The organism is Paenibacillus paridis, from assembly GCF_006345825.1.
Lineage (GTDB): Bacteria > Bacillota > Bacilli > Paenibacillales > Paenibacillaceae > Pristimantibacillus > Pristimantibacillus paridis.
Genome location: NZ_VCIX01000092.1, coordinates 1,316,745 through 1,335,233, shown reverse-complemented (window position 1 = coordinate 1,335,233; position 18,489 = coordinate 1,316,745). Strand labels below are relative to the sequence as shown.

The 18,489-nt window shown below is 47.4% G+C and carries 15 protein-coding genes; all 15 read right to left on the bottom strand.

The window, feature by feature from the left end:
- Positions 1 to 164: 164 nt before the first annotated feature.
- Positions 165 to 1,124, bottom strand: a complete 960-nt coding sequence (locus tag FJQ58_RS27830) for a bifunctional riboflavin kinase/FAD synthetase (RefSeq protein ID WP_139998432.1) — start codon at positions 1,122 to 1,124, stop codon at positions 165 to 167.
- A 45-nt stretch (positions 1,125 to 1,169) separates the two neighbouring features.
- Positions 1,170 to 2,084, bottom strand: coding sequence for a tRNA pseudouridine(55) synthase TruB (truB, locus tag FJQ58_RS27825; protein ID WP_139998430.1), 915 nt, complete (start codon positions 2,082 to 2,084; stop codon positions 1,170 to 1,172).
- A gap of 3 nt (positions 2,085 to 2,087) precedes the next feature.
- A complete protein-coding gene (locus FJQ58_RS27820) occupies positions 2,088 to 3,077 on the bottom strand; it encodes a DHH family phosphoesterase (protein ID WP_139998428.1) in 990 nt (329 codons plus the stop codon).
- Positions 3,074 to 3,430 (bottom strand): 30S ribosome-binding factor RbfA, encoded by a 357-nt coding sequence (gene rbfA / locus FJQ58_RS27815; RefSeq protein WP_139998426.1) that lies wholly within the window; start codon positions 3,428 to 3,430, stop codon positions 3,074 to 3,076. The genes FJQ58_RS27820 and rbfA overlap by 4 nt, the downstream gene beginning before the upstream one ends.
- Positions 3,431 to 3,437: 7 nt before the next feature.
- Positions 3,438 to 6,071 carry a translation initiation factor IF-2 gene (gene infB, locus FJQ58_RS27810; protein WP_139998424.1) on the bottom strand — a complete coding sequence of 878 codons (2,634 nt, stop codon included), beginning with the start codon at positions 6,069 to 6,071 and terminating at the stop codon, positions 3,438 to 3,440.
- The gene (locus FJQ58_RS27805; RefSeq protein ID WP_139998422.1) at positions 6,061 to 6,393 is read right to left on the bottom strand and encodes a L7Ae/L30e/S12e/Gadd45 family ribosomal protein; all 333 of its coding nucleotides are present in this window, start codon (positions 6,391 to 6,393) and stop codon (positions 6,061 to 6,063) included. The genes infB and FJQ58_RS27805 overlap by 11 nt, the downstream gene beginning before the upstream one ends.
- Positions 6,380 to 6,694 carry an RNase P modulator RnpM gene (gene rnpM / locus FJQ58_RS27800; protein ID WP_139998420.1) on the bottom strand — a complete coding sequence of 105 codons (315 nt, stop codon included), beginning with the start codon at positions 6,692 to 6,694 and terminating at the stop codon, positions 6,380 to 6,382. Before rnpM ends, FJQ58_RS27805 begins: the two co-directional genes overlap by 14 nt.
- 51 nt (positions 6,695 to 6,745) lie before the next feature.
- Positions 6,746 to 7,843 carry a transcription termination factor NusA gene (gene nusA / locus FJQ58_RS27795; RefSeq protein WP_139998418.1) on the bottom strand — a complete coding sequence of 366 codons (1,098 nt, stop codon included), beginning with the start codon at positions 7,841 to 7,843 and terminating at the stop codon, positions 6,746 to 6,748.
- Between the two features lie 38 nt (positions 7,844 to 7,881).
- Complete coding sequence (rimP, locus tag FJQ58_RS27790; protein WP_139998416.1) at positions 7,882 to 8,343, bottom strand: ribosome maturation factor RimP; 462 nt, start codon at positions 8,341 to 8,343, stop codon at positions 7,882 to 7,884.
- A gap of 169 nt (positions 8,344 to 8,512) precedes the next feature.
- Positions 8,513 to 12,820, bottom strand: coding sequence for a PolC-type DNA polymerase III (locus FJQ58_RS27785; protein WP_139998414.1), 4,308 nt, complete (start codon positions 12,818 to 12,820; stop codon positions 8,513 to 8,515).
- Between the two features lie 42 nt (positions 12,821 to 12,862).
- Complete coding sequence (gene proS / locus FJQ58_RS27780; RefSeq protein ID WP_139998412.1) at positions 12,863 to 14,311, bottom strand: proline--tRNA ligase; 1,449 nt, start codon at positions 14,309 to 14,311, stop codon at positions 12,863 to 12,865.
- Positions 14,312 to 14,321: 10 nt separating this feature from the next.
- Entirely contained in the window at positions 14,322 to 15,596 is a 1,275-nt protein-coding gene (rseP, locus tag FJQ58_RS27775; protein ID WP_139998410.1) for an RIP metalloprotease RseP, read from the bottom strand.
- 88 nt (positions 15,597 to 15,684) lie between these two features.
- Positions 15,685 to 16,824 carry a 1-deoxy-D-xylulose-5-phosphate reductoisomerase gene (locus FJQ58_RS27770; protein WP_139998408.1) on the bottom strand — a complete coding sequence of 380 codons (1,140 nt, stop codon included), beginning with the start codon at positions 16,822 to 16,824 and terminating at the stop codon, positions 15,685 to 15,687.
- A gap of 17 nt (positions 16,825 to 16,841) precedes the next feature.
- Positions 16,842 to 17,636 carry a phosphatidate cytidylyltransferase gene (locus tag FJQ58_RS27765; RefSeq protein WP_139998406.1) on the bottom strand — a complete coding sequence of 265 codons (795 nt, stop codon included), beginning with the start codon at positions 17,634 to 17,636 and terminating at the stop codon, positions 16,842 to 16,844.
- Between the two features lie 27 nt (positions 17,637 to 17,663).
- On the bottom strand, positions 17,664 to 18,428 hold the full coding sequence (locus tag FJQ58_RS27760) for an isoprenyl transferase (RefSeq protein WP_139998404.1): 765 nt from the start codon (positions 18,426 to 18,428) through the stop codon (positions 17,664 to 17,666).
- Positions 18,429 to 18,489 lie beyond the last annotated feature (61 nt).

Below are 18,489 nucleotides of genomic sequence, written 5' to 3'. Positions count from 1 at the left end.
CTGCCGTCGGTGAGATCGGACACCCAAGCTAAGGTTAAGTATAGGGTAGTCCATACCGTAAAGTATGTCTACTCACAACGTTGTATAGTATAACATATAAAGCGAGCACTTGTCGAGGCGTATAACCGGTACCTCGCAAAAAAGCATTTTGCTGAGTACTCGAATTACTTCTCTTCACCGTGATAACTTAATATTTCTTTAGCACGCTCTGAATCCGTTTGGATTTGTTGAACGAGCTCATCTATGGAATTGAATTTCTTCTCCGCTCGAATAAACGAGATGAGCTGAAGTCGCATTTGTTCGCCGTAGATATCTCCATGGAAGTCGAACAAATGAGCTTCCATCACCGGCAACAGGTCGTCTTTGTTGAACGTCGGCTTCAAACCATAGTTCAAGACACCTGGATAAGCTTTATCCCCAAGCATGGCAATCATAGCATACACACCTATTCTTGGCGCAATATAAGGAGCGTTGAATTGTAGGTTGGCCGTAGGGAAACCAATGGTTCTGCCACGTTTATCCCCGTGAATAACGATCCCCTGCACTTCATAGGGCCGTCCAAGGAGACGCTCAGCCAGTTCAAGATCGCCCATTTCCAACGCTTCTCGAATATAGGTGCTGCTTACTTTCTTGCCATCTTCGAATAATGGCTCTATCACATGGACAGCGATATCCGGCTGACCCAAGCGTTGAAGCGCTTCTGCATTGCCAGAACCTCTATGGCCGAAATTAAAGTCGAAGCCTACAACGACCTGCTTGGCACGCAATATGCGAAGAACTTCATCGACAAATCGCTCCGGAGAAACCGATGCAAACTCTTGATCGAATCTCATAATGAATACAAGGTCGACGCCAAGCTCCGCGAATAATGCAGTTTTGACTTCAAGCGGCGTAAGACAACGGTAGTACTGGTCACCTTGACCAAGCACTTCCTTCGGATGAGGATCAAAGGTCAAGACCGCTGATAGCATTTCGGCTTCTTTCGCCTGAGCAACGGCTTGGCGAATGACGTTTTGATGGCCGCGATGAACACCGTCAAAATGACCGATAGCTATGGAAAGCGGCTTGTCCAGCGATAACGTAGACAAACCGTTTAAAGGAAAACTTAATGGTATAATTTCCAACGCTGAAACACCTGCATTTCCTGTTAACTTCTGTATCAATGAGAACTAAGCCGAGAACACTTTAACCGGTCTTAATACAGTTGCTTTCAAATCGATTTGAAAAATGCCAAGAAATAAGCGCTGATCATTATAAAGACGAATGAGCTGCCCCTCTTCCATGGTTGAGGACTCAAGTCCTGCTTGGACTAAACCTATCTTCTGTCCAAGGAGTGCCATTCTTCCGAATGATTCAGCAACGACAACACTAGGTAAATGAGTTATTGCTTCATCTGCTGCCAGCAAATGCTCGCTTAATTCGCCCGCTTGCTGCAATTGTTCAATTTGCTCCAAAGTTAAGCAGCTTTCCTTCGTAATGCCACCTGACATCGTTCTCGTCAAATGCGCCATTGTCGCAGGAACGCCAAGCGCTTTGCCAATGTCCACACAGAGTGTACGGATATATGTACCTTTTGAACAAACAGCCGAAAACGTTATTTTAGGTTGTTCAAGCTCTAGCTGCACATCAATGAGATCAATGCGATGAATCGTCACTTTTCTCGATTTCCGCTCAACCGTTTTGCCTTCCCTTGCAAGCTCGTACAATCTCTTGCCATCGATTTTGACAGCAGAGTACATCGGAGGCACTTGATCTATCTCGCCAACAAAGCCTAGCAGCGCTTGACGAATTTCGTCTTCTGTAACTGCCACATGTGATTGCCGCTCGATAACTGTACCTGTAATGTCTTCTGTATCCGTAGCAATGCCAAGCTGCAATACCGCTTCATAGGATTTTGGCCGTTCCTGAACATATTCAACAACTCTCGTTGCACGTCCCAAACATAATGGCAGTACTCCGGTTACCATCGGATCAAGCGTACCGGCATGACCAATACGTTTCATCTTCAAAATTCGGCGAACCTTTGCAACTACATCATGGGAAGTCCAGCCCTCTGGCTTCCAAACCGCCAAGATGCCGTCCATCGATTAAACCAACGCCTTTCTTACTGCATCGACAAGCTCTGACACGGAATCTTCCCGTGAACCTTCAAGCCGACAACCGGCCGCTCTCACATGGCCGCCGCCACCGAAAAGCTGCGCAATTGCGGCTACGTTCGCCTTACCGGCAGAACGCAAGCTTGCTTTGACAGAACCATCTTCGGCTTCTTTAAATAAAATGCCGACCTCCACGCCGTCAACGTTCAGAGCATAATTTACGATGCCTTCAAGGTCTTCGGGCACAGCGCCCGTATTACGAAGATCGTCCTTGCCAATAAATACCCAGCCAATCTCCAAATTTTCCGTAAACGTCAACCTATTCAAAGCAATTTGGAGCAGTTTGAGTTTGGCCATCGTCATTTTCTCCAGTAGATGATCAGCGAGATCATTACCAGATACGCCTAGCGCTAGCAGCTGCGAAGCAATATCCATCACACGAGGACTTGTATTGGAGTAACGAAAGCCTCCTGTGTCGGTCAGCAAACCGGTATAAATAGCTGTTGCGCAGTTTAGATCCAATAAGATGTTCGTCCTCTCGATGAGGTCAAACAAGATTTCAACCGTTGCTGCCGCTTCCGCCCGGATAACATTTACAGAGCCGAAGCCATTATTGGTTGGATGGTGATCAATATTAAGCAGCTTTGCACCAGGTGCAAAGCTGCTAGCTACCTCGCCAATTCTTTTGAAATCGGCGCAATCAACGGCAATAATCGCATCGAACTGCTGCGGTGGAGCTGCTTTTTTGTAATTTAGTATGGAATCGAATTGATCAAGAAAACTCAACCTAGAAGGCAGTTCGCCTTCATTGATCAGAACAGCCGATTTACCGAGCTTTTGAAGCAGCCAGCCAACGACGACCGTTGAACTAATAGCGTCGCCATCTGGCTGGACATGCGATACGACTAGAAAATGATCAGCATTCCTCATAAATTCCAGTGCAAGATCAAGCTGCTTCAAGTAACTGCTCTGAGCCATCATCGAGCTGCGTTCCCGTTATTAATATTCTCAAGCAATGCTTCGATGCGACTTCCATACTCAATACTGCTGTCGAATTTAAACAGCAATACTGGCGTATGGCGAAGGCGCATCCGTTTGCCTAGCTCTGTACGGATAAAGCCTGTGCCGCTGGCAAGTGCCTTCAACGTTGCTTCCTTTTGCTCTTCGCTGCCAAGTACGCTCAAATACACTTTGGCTTGCGATAAATCGCTAGAGGTTTCAACGCCTGTGACCGTGATGAATCCGATTCTCGGATCCTTAAGCTCAGTCTGAATGATTTGGCTTAGCTCTTTCTTAATCTGCTCGCCAACCCGTCCTACCCGGATTTTTGCCATGCTTTAATCACCTCTCTACTGTTTCCATGACAAATGCTTCGATTGTATCTCCTTCACGGACATCATTGAAGCGATCAAGCGTTATGCCGCACTCATAGCCTTGTGCAACTTCTTTGGCATCGTCTTTAAAACGTTTAAGGGATTCAATCTTGCCTGTAAAGACAACAATGCCGCCACGAATCAGACGTGCTTCAGCGTTACGAGTGATTTTACCGGAAGTGATCATGCAGCCTGCAATAGCGCCAACCTTCGTTACTTTAAATACGTTACGAACCTCAGCATGACCAATGACAACCTCTTTGTAGATCGGATCAAGCATTCCTTTCATCGCTTGCTCAATCTCATCGATAACGTTGTAAATGACACGGTGCATACGAACGTCAACCTTCTCTTGAGCAATCGTTGCTTCTGCCTGTGGATCTGGGCGGACGTTAAATCCGATCACGATCGCATTGGAAGCCGAAGCCAGGATGATATCAGATTCTGTGATCGCGCCTACACCGCTGTGGATGATTTTAACGCGTACGCCTTCGATATCGATTTTTGCGAGCGAGCCTTTAAGCGCCTCTGACGAGCCTTGAACGTCGGATTTAATAATAACGTTCAGATCTTTAATTTCACCATCTTTGATATGGTTATACAGATCATCAAGCGTTACGCGCGTATTGGCACCCATATCCGATTGACGCTGTTTAATGGAACGGCGGTCTGCGATATCACGTGCTTTACGCTCATCCTCGAATACCATGAACGGATCTCCGGCTTGCGGCACTTCTGTAAGACCAGTAATTTCCACTGGCGTAGAAGGTCCAACTTCTTTTAAACGACGGCCTTTATCATTCACCATCGCACGGATACGTCCGAAGCAATTGCCGGCTACAAATGCATCGCCGATTTTCAAAGTACCATGTTGAACTAGAATACGTGCAACTGGACCCTTGCCTTTATCGAGCTCGGCTTCAATAACCGTAGCGCGAGCACGCTTGTTAGGGTTCGCTTTATAATCATTGACTTCTGCAACGAGCAGAATCATTTCTAGAAGACCTTCAAGACCAATTCTTTGTTTCGCAGATACCTCTACGAAAATCGTATCGCCGCCCCACTCTTCCGGAACAAGCTCATACTCGGTCATTTCTTGCTTGATTTTTTCGGTGTTTGCTTCCGGCTTATCGATTTTGTTTACCGCCACGATAATCGGTACGCCTGCAGCCTTGGCATGGTTAATGGCTTCAACCGTTTGCGGCATGATACCGTCATCTGCTGCAACAACGATAATGGTAATATCCGTTACTTGAGCACCGCGGGCCCGCATAAGCGTAAACGCTTCGTGACCTGGAGTATCGAGGAACGTGATCTTCTTATGGTTAATTTCGACTTGGTAGGCCCCGATATGCTGCGTAATCCCGCCTGCTTCTCCGCCTGTAACATTCGTTTTGCGTATGGCATCGAGCAACGTGGTTTTACCATGGTCAACGTGTCCCATGATCGTAACAACTGGAGGACGTGATACCAAATCTTCATCTTCGTCACTTTCTTCAACCGTCTCGAAGGAATCTTCCTCAACCGGAATTTTCACTTCTACTTCGACGCCGTAGTCGGTAGCGATCAAATGGATGGCATCCATGTCGATTTCTTGGTTAATGGTAGCCATAACACCCAAGAAGATCAGCTTTTTGATAACTTCCGATGCATCCTTGTGGAGCAATTTAGCCAATTCTCCAACGGTCATCGTACCGCGAACAATGATTTTTTTAGGTGTATTATCAATTTTTTCGCGTGGAGGCTGCTGCTGTTGGTATTTCCCGCCGCGACCCTTTTGTCCACCGCGATTGTTGTTGCCTCTGTAACCGCCTGGTTTTCCGTCTTCAAAACGTTTTTGGCCAGGTCTAGCATTTTTATTGTCATTGCCGCGCGCTTGGCCCTGTGCCGGTTTGGAGTCAAAACGGCTTTGGCCTGACGATGCCGGACGGCTGGTTGCATCTTGACGTGGCGCGCCTGGACGGCTCGCTGTATTGCCTTGACCACCCTGAGAAGGACGGCTTTGGCCTGATGATGCCGGACGGTTCTGTCCGCCTTGGCCCGTGCTAGGACGGCTGCTTCCCGCGCTGGATTGACCAGTACGATTGCCTTGACCGCCTTGTCCTTGACTTGGACGGCTAGCGTTGGAATTACCTTGTGATGGACGGTTGTTGCTTGACGTTTGCGCCGGACGACTGGATTGCTGTCCTGCTGGTCTCTGTTCGGACTGCTGCTGGTTGGTTTGTGGTTTCGTATTAATAGAATTCATAGGCCCCTGTCTGTCTTGATTAGTATTTTTGTTTTCTTGCGCAGCCTGTGGCTTCCGTTCCTGCTGGGCTGGCTGCTGCGATTGCGGCCGGCTTGCGGCAGGTTGAGCGGAGGATACAGACACGCTTGTCGTTTCCTGTGCCCGCTTGGCTGCGGCATTGGCTTTAATATTGCGGAAAAAGCCTTCGACCTTGTTTACCATTTCATTTTCCATAACACTCATATGGTTATTGACCGGCAAATCAAGTCGTTTAAGAATCGTTATAATTTCTTTGCTGCTCATATTCAGTGATTTGGCATACTCGTAAACACGCAGCTTATCTTTATTATCCTTGCTGTCTTGTTTATTGTCCAATATGATCCACCTCCGTATTATGGCTCAGATGACTCGCAATCATTTTTCCGAATTGCGCATCAGTTACCGCTAGTACAACCCGTTCTGGCTTACCAATCGCCTTTCCTAGTTGCTCACGGTCGAATGCTTCGGCGAGTTGTATTCCGTAGGTGCTGCATTTGTCACGAAATTTTTTCTTCGTATTTTCTGAAGCATCTCCTGCAATGATAACAAGATGCGCTTGTTTGTTTCTTACGGCTTTGAGGACGATTTCATCCCCAGTAATCAGCTTGCCCGCACGCATTGCCATGCCAAGCTGTGATAAGCTTTTATTCTGCCTCATCGCTTATCAGCTCCTTGCCGGCGATAAATTGCTCCTCAACCGCTACAAAATCCTGTTCCAGCTGATCATAAATATGCTCTCCAACATGCTGCTTTAGCGCACGATCAAGCGCCTTGGATTTTTTGGCTAATTTGAAGCAGCTAACTTTACCGCACAAATACGCGCCGCGGCCTGCTTTTTTGCCTGTCAGGTCAATCTGCACCTCTTCGGCCGGTGTCCGCACAATCCGAATGAGTTCCTTCTTCGGCATCATCTCCTGACAAGCGACACATTTGCGAAGCGGTACTTTTCTCGGTCTCATTGTACACCCCTCCTCTGCCAGCTGAATTGACGCTTATCGGTCTAACCAAATCTAATCGATGGAAACAGAATCCTGGTGCATGACCGTCGTAAGTGATTTCGGACGGCCATACTCCTGCTCTGCCTGCGTTTCGCTTTTGATATCGATTTTCCAGCCTGTAAGTTTAGCAGCAAGCCTAGCGTTCTGACCTTTAATCCCTATCGCAAGCGACAATTGATAGTCAGGAACGATGACTCTAGCCATTTTTTCCTGTTCGAATACAATAACCTCCAGCACCTTTGACGGGCTAAGTGCATTCGCAACATATTCGTCCACGCTTTCAGACCAACGAACGATATCGATTTTCTCGCCTTTAAGCTCGTTTACGATCGTCTGAACGCGCAAACCTTTTTGCCCTACGCAAGAACCTACAGGATCAACCTCAGCATTGCGAGAGTGAACTGCGATTTTTGAACGGAAACCAGCTTCGCGGGCAACCGAGCGAATTTCTACAACACCGTCATAAATTTCAGGCACTTCCAGCTCGAACAATCGTTTGAGCAAACCTGGATGCGTCCGGGATAAAATGATTTGAGGGCCCTTGGTTGTATTCTCAACCTTTGTAATATAAGACTTGACGCGGTCACCATGCTTGAATTTATCGGTTGGCATCAGCTCGGTCAAAGGTAAAACCGCTTCAACTTTTCCAAGGTCAACGAATAGGTTACGGACATCTTGGCGCTGAACAATGCCGTTAACGATATCTTCCTCTTTGTCGATAAAAGCATTATAGATCAAACCGCGCTCAGCCTCACGAATACGCTGAGTAACGACTTGTTTTGCTGTTTGGGCAGCAATACGGCCAAAGTCACGCGGCGTAACCTCAATATCCGCAATATCATCGATCTGATAGTGTGGATTGATTTCACGCGATGCTTCTACCGTAATTTCAAGCCGAGGGTCTAGCACCTCGTCAACCACGGTTTTGCGCGCATAAACTTTAATAACGCCCGTGTGGCGGTTAATATCAACGCGGACGTTTTGGGCCGTGTTGAAATTCCGTTTGTAACTGGAGATAAGTGCGGCCTCAATGGCTTCAAGGAGTACGTCTTTCGTAATCCCTTTATCTCTTTCTATTTCCTGTAACGCTTCAATAAAATCCATGCTCATTGGACTGCATTTCCCCCTCTCAATATAGAAAACGAATATTAGAACACGATAGCAAGCCTAGCGCCAGCTACCTTCTCATAAGGAATCGCGTACTCTTTCTTGCTAGTACGAACAACCGCCGTTTCCCCGTCAAATGAAAGTAGCAGCCCCTCAAATTCTTTAGCGCCGCCAATCGGTTCATATGTCGTTATGTAAACGTGTTTGCCGATAGCTTTACGTACGTCCTCTTCTTTCTTCAAAGGCCTTTCGGCGCCTGGAGAAGATACCTCTAGAAAATAAACGTCTGTGACCGGATCATTCTTGTCCAGTTGCTCGCTCATAAATTCGCTGATTCGGCCGCAATCATCAATATCGATGCCGCCATCCTTATCGACGAATATACGAAGGAAGTAATTGCTTCCTTCTTTTACATACTCAATATCAACCAGTTCAAATCCATTGCTGCTAAGGTATGGAAGGACCATTTCCTGCACGGCAGCTTTGATTTTGGAATTACTCAAATTCAGTTGACCTCCTGTTTATACGCACTATGCCATTTTGCCAATAACAAAACGTAAAGAGTGGGTTTCCCCACTCTTCTGCATCAAAGTCTTTATCATCATCATTGCCAGAAAAATTATAACATAACCGCAGTATAGTGACAAGAAATCTTTTCTAAATGGACTCCTGTTAGAACAGTGAAAGCTGGTTGGATTCAGGCAATCCACGGAAGCAGCCCATGCTAGTGAGCACCTCAATAATCGTCTTTGTAGCCTTGGATTTCATCTGGAAATCCTCGATGGAAAGATATTCACCGCCATCTCTTGATGCCGCAATATTCCGTGCCGCATTATCGCCAATTCCCGCAATTGCGGCAAACGGAGGAATGAGCGAATCGCCATCCACTAGAAATTTGGTAGCATCGGAACGATAGAGATCGATCGGCTTGAACGAGAAGCCGCGAGCGGTCATCTCCAATGACATTTCCAGCTGGGAAACCATATTTTTCTCTTTTGGCAGCGCGTTGAAGCCCTTCGCTTCAATTTCAATCAGCTTGCGAAGAATCGCATCGTAGCCCTGGCAAAGCAGCTCCAAATCAAAATCATCAGCCCTTACCGTAAAATAAGTAGCGTAGTATTCGATCGGGTGATATAGCTTAAAAAAAGCGGTTCGGACGGCAGAGATAACGTAAGCTGCAGCATGGGCTTTCGGGAACATGTACTCGATGCGCAAACAAGAATCAATATACCATTGCGGTACCTTGCATCGCTTCATTTCTTCGATCCACTCCGGCGTCAAGCCTTTACCCTTACGTACGCTTTCCGTAATTTTGAAGGCAAGACCCGCATCCATTCCGGCTTTGTAAATGAGGAACAACATGATGTCATCCCGGCATCCAATTACCGTCTTAATGTTGCATGTTCCCTTCTTGATCAGCTCCTGTGCATTGCCGAGCCAAACGCCCGTACCATGGGACAATCCGGAAATTTGCAGCAAATCCGCAAACGAGGAAGGCTGCGTTTCCTGAAGCATTTGCCGTACGAACTTTGTTCCCATCTCCGGCACGCCGTAGGTGGCTACCGAAGAACGAATCCGTTCGCCGGGAATGTCCAGCGCCGCAGTGGAGTTGAACATGCTCATAACTTTGGGATCATTCATTGGAATGCTCGTTGGGTCAACGCCTGTCAAATCCTGCAGCATTCGCATCATAGTCGGATCATCGTGTCCCAGTATATCGAGCTTCAGCAAGTTTTCATCAAAAGCATGATAATCGAAATGCGTTGTTTTCCACTCTGCATTCACATCATCCGCAGGAAATTGTACCGGGGTGATATCCTCAACCTCGATATAATCGGGAACTACGACAATGCCCCCCGGATGCTGTCCTGTGCTTCGTTTGACGCCCGTGCAACCACTTGCAAGTCTTGCGAGCTCTGCTCCACGCCATTTCTTGTTATGCTCTTCTTCATACTTCTTAGTGAACCCATATGCCGTCTTCTCGGCCACCGTACCTATCGTACCTGCCCGGAATACCGCTTTATCACCAAACATGATTTTTGTAAAGTTATGCGCAACCGGCTGATAATCGCCCGAGAAGTTAAGATCGATATCGGGAACCTTATCCCCCTTGAAACCGAGAAACGTTTCGAATGGGATATCTTGTCCCTCGCCTTTCATCGGCTTCTCGCATTTAGGACAAAGCTTATCCGGTAAATCAAAGCCACTCGGTATGCTTCCGTCGAGAAACCACTCGCTATGGCGGCAATCCGAATTTTTGCATAAATAATGGGCCGGCAGCGGATTTACCTCGGATATGCCCAGGAAAGTAGCAACAACCGAAGAACCAACGGAACCCCTCGATCCGACCAAATAACCGTCAGCATTCGATTTTTTAACCAATTTCTCGGAAATCAGATAGTTGGCGGAAAACTTAAACTTAATGATGGGTATAAGTTCTTTCTCAAGCCTATCAATGACCACCTGCGGCAAATTTTCTCCATACATGGATTTGGCCGTGTCATAACAGGTATTGCGGATTTCATCGTCCGCTCCTTCGATATCCGGAGCAAACAGCCCTTTCGGGAACATATCAAAAGGTTCAAACCGCTCAGCAAGTGCTACCGTATTGGTTATAACGACTTCACGGGCTTTCGCGTCTCCGAGAAAAGCAAACTCCTCCAGCATTTCTTCCGTTGTCCGGAAATGAGCGTCGGGCTTGCGTATGCTCTTAAGAGGACTAAAGCCGGTTATACCGTGAATCGTAATATCCCGGTACATTTTATCCCGCGGATTCAAATAATGTACATTACCTGTCGCAATGACTGGCTTGCCCAGTTCGTCACCGATTTGGCAAATCCGGCGATGGGCCTGCTCGATTTCAGCGCGGCTTCCGACAAGTCCCTTTTCGACCAAATGCATATAAAAATCAATAGGCTGGATTTCGAGCGCATCGTAGAACCGTCCTACTTCGAGAGCTTCCTCGTATGACTTGTTCAAGACGGTTTCGAAAAACTCGCCTTTCTCGCAGCCGGAAATGACAAGCAATCCTTCGCGGTGTGCCACGAGCTTGCTCTTTGGCATCGTCGCAACGCGTTTAAAATGTTCGGTATGAGAAAGCGAGATCAGCTTGAACAGGTTTTTCTTGCCGACTGCATTCAAGGCATAAACATTGCAATGAAATGGACGGGAATTGGACAAATCAATGCCGACGTAATCGTTCAGCTGATGCAAATTCGTTATATTCCGTTCGGCAGCATCACCAATCAGCCCATATAATACGCCGCCCAGGGCAAGCGAGTCATCTACTGCGCGGTGATGATTTTCAAGACTAACCTTATATTTATCCGCCAAGGTATTCAAACGGTGGTTTTTAAGGGATGGGAAAATGAACCTAGCCAGCTCCAGCGTATCCAGTACCGGATTTTTGACCTCTGGCATGCCAAAAGCTTTGCAATTCGCTTGGATAAATCCAATATCGAATCGGGCATTATGCGCAACAAGCACATCGTCTCCGATGAACTCAATAAATTCACGCAGCTTAGGCTCCAGTTCAGGCTGCCCTTTAACCATATCATCATTGATATTCGTCAACTGCTGGATATGGTAGGGGATTTTCTCATGCGGATCGATAAGCGTTGAGAATCGGTCGATTTCTTTGCCGTCCCGCATTTTAACGCCAGCGAGCTCTATGATTTTGTTGTTGATTACCGATAAGCCCGTGGTCTCGATATCAAAGACGACATAAGTAGCGGTAGCTAGCGGCTCTGGCCGCGATTCCAGCACCATAGGTACGGCATCGTTAACCACGTTTGCTTCTACGCCAAACAATACCTTAATGCCATGCTTTTTCGCTGATTTGTTCGCATCCGGATAGCACTGCACATTGCTGTGATCGGATACAGCTATCGCCGGGTGTCCCCATTTGGCAGCCGTCTTAATGTATGTGTCTACAGGAGTAACGGCATCCATCGCACTCATCGTCGTGTGTAGGTGGAATTCTACGCGCTTCTCCTCTGATTTGTCCATACGGTCCGGGGGTGACTTGACCTCATGAAGGTCATTTGGCATCATGACCAGCTCAGGCTCCTGCATAAAGCGGTCATATTCGATACGGCCACGCGCTTTCACCCATTTGCCATTGGCAAGTTGGCTTAAGATTTTCACGTCGTCCTTCGTTTTCGCAAACATCTTCATCGCTATAGAGTCAGAAAAGTCGGTAACGTTGAAGGTAAACAATGTGCTGCCGTTACGCAGCTCCTTCATATCGAGGCCAAATACAGCACCTTGTACCGTTATCTTCTTCTCTTCCTCCAGGATATTCATAAGTGGAACTGGCTCTTCCCGGATATCATAACCGACCGCAAGCCTGATCTCTCCTTCATCGACGAGATCCGATTCAGACTGCGAACTAGCCATAAGCTCTTGTACATATTCACGTTCTTCTTGCACAATGCGCAGCGCGTACTCATCAAGAATTTCTTGACGAGATTCGCTGACCATCATTTTCACCTTGCAAGTTCGCTCGAAATACGTTTGATAGAAACGGATAATTTCCTCATCCAGACGTTTCTTGCGCGCAAGCTCCAGACCTGTATTATCTAGTAAGGATAATGTCAATACATCGGATTCAACCGCTATGGTAGCTTTTTGCAGCCAACCGTTAACCGACGCGATTTCACGTTGAGCCCACTCCATAAATAAGCCCCAATATTGCAAAACGATAGACTCCGTCTCTACGACAGGGTCATAGATAAACAAAAAGTTCACCGAAGCTATATGCTCGAATTTCAAACGTGCAGCTTGAAGCAGGCCATTATAGGCCTGTAAAGGCACCATGGACGTTTTGCGTATGCAAAACGTCCATTCCCGGTTGCTGTTGCTGACAATTACCTGATCAATAAAACCATCATGAAAATAAGTTTGTATAAGTTCCTGCGGCAGCGCCGTATGCTGCAAAAGCATTTCAAAGCGCTGACGTTTTTCTGCGGTTTGGCTCATGAAACCCACTCCTTAAGATCCGAACCGAACTAGCTTCAGTCCTTAATAAGCTCGTGCGAATACAACAGTATGCTTGGCAGGATCGCCGCATACAAGACAAGTTTCCTTATGAACGGTTGGCTCAAACGGGATATTTCGGCTCGTAGCCCCAGTTTCTTCTTTAACCTGCTTCTCACAAGCCGCCGATCCACACCAGCCGGCTTCAACGAAACCGCGCTGTTCTTCTAGGAAGCTTTTCATTTCATCTAGCGTGTCAACGGAGCGCGAATTGTCCTGACGGAATTGCTTCGCGCGATTGAACATCTCATGATGTGTTTCTTCCAGCATCGCTTCTACTTCAGCGACAAGATTCGACTGCAACACGACCCGTTTCTCGCCTGTGATTCTTGAAACCAGAACAACTTGTCCATTTTCCATATCGCGCGGTCCAAGCTCAAGGCGAAGCGGAACGCCGCGCATCTCGTATTCATTGAATTTCCAGCCCGGGCTAACGTCAGCACGGTCATCGACGCGTACACGTACTCCCGCTTTCTTAAGCTCAGCATGCAGCTCATCTACGCGGCCAACGACTTGCTCACGCATTTTCGCAGGACCGATTGGAATCATAATGACCTGCGTTGGCGCTACTTTAGGAGGCAGTGCCAATCCGCGGTCATCACCATGTACCATAATAAGGGCACCAATTAATCTTGTGCTAACCCCCCATGAGGTCGTATGAGCGAACTGAAGCGTGTTCTCTCGATCGAGGAACTTAATATCGAAAGCGACAGCAAACTTCGTACCAAGGTAATGGGATGTGCCTGCTTGGACAGCCTTGCCATCCTTCATCATCGCCTCAATCGAATACGTATCTACTGCGCCTGCAAAACGCTCAGAAGGTGTTTTCTCGCCTTTAATAACCGGTATCGCAAGAAATTCTTCTACGAATTGAGTATACACGTCAAGCATCTGCATCGTCTCTTGGCGTGCTTCTTCTTCCGTCTCGTGAGCGGTATGTCCTTCCTGCCACAAAAATTCGCTTGTACGCAGGAACGGCATGGTCCGCTTCTCCCAACGAACCACATTGGCCCACTGGTTAATGAGCAATGGGAGATCACGATACGATTGAATCCATTTGGAATACATATGGCCGAACATCGTCTCCGATGTCGGACGGATGGCAAGCCGTTCCTCCAGCTTCTCGCCAGCAGCTTCCGTTACCCACGGAAGCTCGGGATTAAAGCCCTCGACATGCTCTTTTTCCTTCTGAAAGAAACTCTCCGGTATAAACAACGGGAAATACGCATTGCGATGTCCCGTTTCTTTGAAGCGACGGTCAAGATCCCGCTGAATATTTTCCCATAGCTCATAGCCCTCGGGACGGAATACGATACAGCCCCGTACAGGTGAATAATCCATGAGCTCTGCTTTTTTGATGACATCGATATACCATCTAGAGAAATCTTCGCTTTGAGGCGTAATTTCAGTTACGAACTGTTTATCTTTAGACATGAGCGACTAATTACTCCCCTCTTACCAACCGTAAAATATCGTTATAGGTTACAACAAGCATTAACACCATGATAAGGGCAAAGCCCACAAAGTGCACCATGCTTTCGCGATTTGGATCAATGGGACGGCGGCGAACCGCTTCAATCCCTAAGAAAATAAGGCGACTGCCATCAAGTGCCGGAATCGGCAGCAAGTTAAATATACCTAAGTACAAGCTTAGCAGTGCCGTCCATGATGTCAACTGAACAATGCCTTGCTGGGCTATTTGACTAGTGAATTGCATAGTACGGACAGGACCACCTAGATCATCAAGCTTGAACTCACCGAAAATCAACTTTTTAAAGCCGTCAAAAATACTAACCGTCATATTTTTCATCAGCTTGCCGGCGCCTGTAAAGGTTTCAACAAATGTAGCAGGACGAGTAGGCAGTGCTGCGCTAATCCCTACTTTACCTACACCCTCTTCGTTAGCCTCAGGGGTGATCACAACCTGTTGGGCCTTGCCGTCACGAATGATGTCCATGCGGACAGGCACGTTCGCCGATTTCCCGATAATGTCTATCATTTTGTCGTAGTCTATCCCAATTTTCACACCGTTGACTGCATCCACAACGTCGCCTTCTTTGAGATCTACCTTTGATGCCGGCATGCCTTCTTGAATATGTCCCACCAGAAGCTTATCCGGCGAATCAACAGTCATGCCTACCATTTGAATATACGTCGCGGAAAGTACAAATGCGAGCACGAAATTCATCAGTGGTCCTGCAAAAATAGCAAGCGCACGCTGACCTACAGTCTTGCTGCCAAACTGGCGATCCAGTGGCGCAATTTGCGTTTCCTTGCCTTTGGAGATCATTAGGGCTGCCTCATGTACCGAGAAGCTCTCGTTCTCTCCTTCAACGTCTAAAGTGACGGACAGCTTGTTTTCCAAATCAATCGAAACGATCTCGCCGCGAATGACGCCGCTCCGCTCGTCAAGACGATCTAGATAAAGCCTTGTCACTTTATCATCTTTGAGGCGAATGGCAATCGTTTGACCTGGCTGGACATCGACGATTTCAGGATCCTCTCCCGCCATCCGGACAAAGCCGCCTGCCGGCACCAACCTAAGTGTATATCTTGTCTCTCCGCGTTTTACAGAGATAAGCTTCGGCCCGAAACCAATAGCAAATTCCCGAACCAGTATACCCGCGCGCTTTGCGAAGAAGTAATGACCCCATTCATGGATCGTTACGATCACGAAAAAGACGAGTACGGTCAAAAAGACGACTTGAATCATGTGCATTAAGCTGAAGCCTCCTGTTCGTTACGGCCTGTACATAGATTATCATTATTCTCCCGTCCGATACAAGAGAACCGGTTTTTGACCGATTTTATACGGATTCTGCCAGCTTGCGAGCCCAAGCGTCCACTTCTTCAATCGTCTGCAAGTCATTAATATCCGTTACTTCATGTCGATCGATTACCGTCTCCAGTATCCGCTCGATATCAAGAAATGTAATCTCACCCTTCAAAAACCGCGCCACTGCAACCTCATTGGCAGCGTTAAACACTGCTGGCGCAGACTGTCCAAGGCGGCCGCATTCAAAAGCTAGCCTGAGACAAGGATACCTTGCAAAGTCCATCTCACGGAAATGCAGCTTGCCGATTTGGGCGAGGTTAAGCCTTTGGGTAGGTGTTGCATTGCGCTCCGGATACGATAACGCATATTGGATGGGCACACGCATATCCGGAAGACCCAGCTGCGCAATGACGCTATGATCGGTAAACTCCACGTAAGAATGAATAATGCTCTCCGGATGAATAATGACCTCTATTTGGTCGTATGTAACATCGAATAACCATCTTGCCTCAATCACTTCAAGTCCTTTATTTACCATGGTCGCTGAGTCTATCGTAATCTTTGCACCCATGGACCAATTCGGATGATTGAGTGCCTCATCAACGGTTACGCCCGCAAGCTGATCCCTTGTACGATCACGAAATGATCCTCCCGATGCCGTAAGCGTAATTTGCTTAATGGATTTCCTGTCTTCGCCGTTCAGACATTGGAAGATTGCAGAATGCTCGCTATCGATTGGCAAAATGGCTACGCCACGTTGGCGTGCCCGTTCCATGACGATGTGCCCTGCAGTAACAAGCGTTTCCTTATTAGCTAATCCTATTGTTTTGCCCGCATTTATCGCAGCCAGTGTGGCAGGCAAGCCCCTGCTGCCCATAATGGCCGTCACAACGACGTCCGCGTCCGTGCCAGCAGCTACCTCAATCAAACCTTCTTCGCCGTGCACCACCCTTGTCCCGGGCGGCAAATGGGGTCGCACGGCTTCAACATCAGCCTTTGATGCCATGCTAACTAACGCGGGCCTAAATCGTTTCGCTTGTTCGATCAGCAAATCTGTATTTTTCCCTGCAGATAGCCCTACCACTTTGTAGCGCTCGGAATCATGAGCAACGATATCTAGCGTCTGTGTGCCAATCGAACCGGTGGAACCTAATATACTTATTTTTTTCATGCACAAATCCTCCTGACTTATACGGGCAGCAGCTCGGTTAGCACTAACAGCGGAAACACGATAAGCCAGCTGTCGCATCGGTCAAGCACGCCGCCATGTCCTGGCAATAACGCGCCAGTATCCTTAATATCTCTCACGCGTTTATAGGCAGATTGAATGAGGTCGCCAAATTGTCCTGCCACCGCAGCAATCAGACCGATCACTAGCGCTTTTGGTAGGGAAATGACTTCGGGTACACTCAATGCAAAAACAGCAGAGACAACTAAGGAAAATAAAACGCCTCCCAAGGCGCCTTCAATCGTTTTATTCGGACTAATCGAAGGCCAAAGCTTGGTTTTTCCAAAAGCCCGTCCCATAAAATAAGCACCAATATCCGATGCCCATATACAGCCGAAAGCAATGAAGGTCCACAATAAGCCATGTTCCTCGATCTGACGAACTTCACGCATAGCCGCAAAGCCATAGCCTACATATAAAGCGCCTAGCAACATAAGTGCGGCGCCGTCGATTGTCGTTTTATTTTTTGTAACCACAGTTAATGCCAGCAATAGGAAAGCAAGCATCCAAACGATGGCGAGTACAGAAGGAATCACAATTCCCCATTCAGACCATGGAAGCACAAACAGTAGCACACCCGCATATCCAAGCAAAGCGGACGGATGCGACCATGCTACGCCATTCATGCGCGCATATTCAGTAGTGCCAATCAACGCAAGCAGTATAAGCAGACCGGTATACAACCAGCCGCCTGCAATAGTGAAACCGATGAATCCTGCACCTGCTATTACTCCGGTAATTATTCTTTGTCTCAATGAAATGTCACACTCCGTTGCTTGAAGCTACAATCCACCATATCGACGTGCACGACGCTGATATTCCAAAATCGCTTCTTGGAAATGCGCTTCTGTAAATTCCGGCCAGTACACATCCGTAAACCACAATTCACTGTATGCCAGCTGCCACATCATAAAATTGCTCAATCGCAGCTCTCCGCTGGTACGAATCAATAAATCCGGATCAGGCAAGCCTTGAGTAAGCAAACGGTCCGCCATCACTTGATCATCAATATCATCAATAGCCAATCGGCCTTGTTGAACCTCAGCAGCAATATTTTTGACTGCCTCCAGCATTTCCTTACGGCTTCCATAATTCAAAGCAAAATTCAATACAAGTCCAGTATTATTAGCGGTCTTGACGATTGCTTCCTCAACCGCGCTTAAAGTGAATGATGGCAAATCCTCTTTATGGCCCATCATACGAACTTGAACATTATTCGCAATTAGCTCTTCCAATTCGATTTCAAGAAATTGCTGCGGCAGCTTCATAAGGAAATCGACCTCAGCTTTCGGTCTTTTCCAGTTTTCCGTTGAAAACGCGTATAACGTCAAGTATTTGACGCCTAACCGATCAGCTGCCATGGTAATACGTTTGACCGCTTTCATGCCGGAATGATGACCTGCCATTCGTGGCAATCCACGATCTTTAGCCCAGCGTCCGTTCCCGTCCATTATAATCGCAACGTGCTCAGGCACATTATCTAAGGCCACAGAATCAGTCGGCTGTAAGGACGATTTGCCTAGTTTGGCCCAAAGTCGCTCGATCATCTTACTTCCTCCCAACCGAAATCAAAACCAAACCCCACCTATCGGAGGGGCCCAGAGATCA

Bases quoted from the DNA above. Each gene is read 5' to 3' on its own strand.
- truB (WP_139998430.1), bottom strand. From the start codon at position 2,084: ATGGACGGCATCTTGGCGGTTTGGAAGCCAGAGGGCTGGACTTCCCAT.
- FJQ58_RS27820 (WP_139998428.1), bottom strand. From the start codon at position 3,077: ATGATGGCTCAGAGCAGTTACTTGAAGCAGCTTGATCTTGCACTGGAA.
- rbfA (WP_139998426.1), bottom strand. From the start codon at position 3,430: ATGGCAAAAATCCGGGTAGGACGGGTTGGCGAGCAGATTAAGAAAGAG.
- FJQ58_RS27805 (WP_139998422.1), bottom strand. From the start codon at position 6,393: ATGAGGCAGAATAAAAGCTTATCACAGCTTGGCATGGCAATGCGTGCG.
- rnpM (WP_139998420.1), bottom strand. From the start codon at position 6,694: ATGAGACCGAGAAAAGTACCGCTTCGCAAATGTGTCGCTTGTCAGGAG.
- nusA (WP_139998418.1), bottom strand. From the start codon at position 7,843: ATGAGCATGGATTTTATTGAAGCGTTACAGGAAATAGAAAGAGATAAA.
- FJQ58_RS27785 (WP_139998414.1), bottom strand. From the start codon at position 12,820: ATGAGCCAAACCGCAGAAAAACGTCAGCGCTTTGAAATGCTTTTGCAG.
- proS (WP_139998412.1), bottom strand. From the start codon at position 14,311: ATGTCTAAAGATAAACAGTTCGTAACTGAAATTACGCCTCAAAGCGAA.
- rseP (WP_139998410.1), bottom strand. From the start codon at position 15,596: ATGCACATGATTCAAGTCGTCTTTTTGACCGTACTCGTCTTTTTCGTG.
- FJQ58_RS27770 (WP_139998408.1), bottom strand. From the start codon at position 16,824: ATGAAAAAAATAAGTATATTAGGTTCCACCGGTTCGATTGGCACACAG.
- FJQ58_RS27760 (WP_139998404.1), bottom strand. From the start codon at position 18,428: ATGATCGAGCGACTTTGGGCCAAACTAGGCAAATCGTCCTTACAGCCG.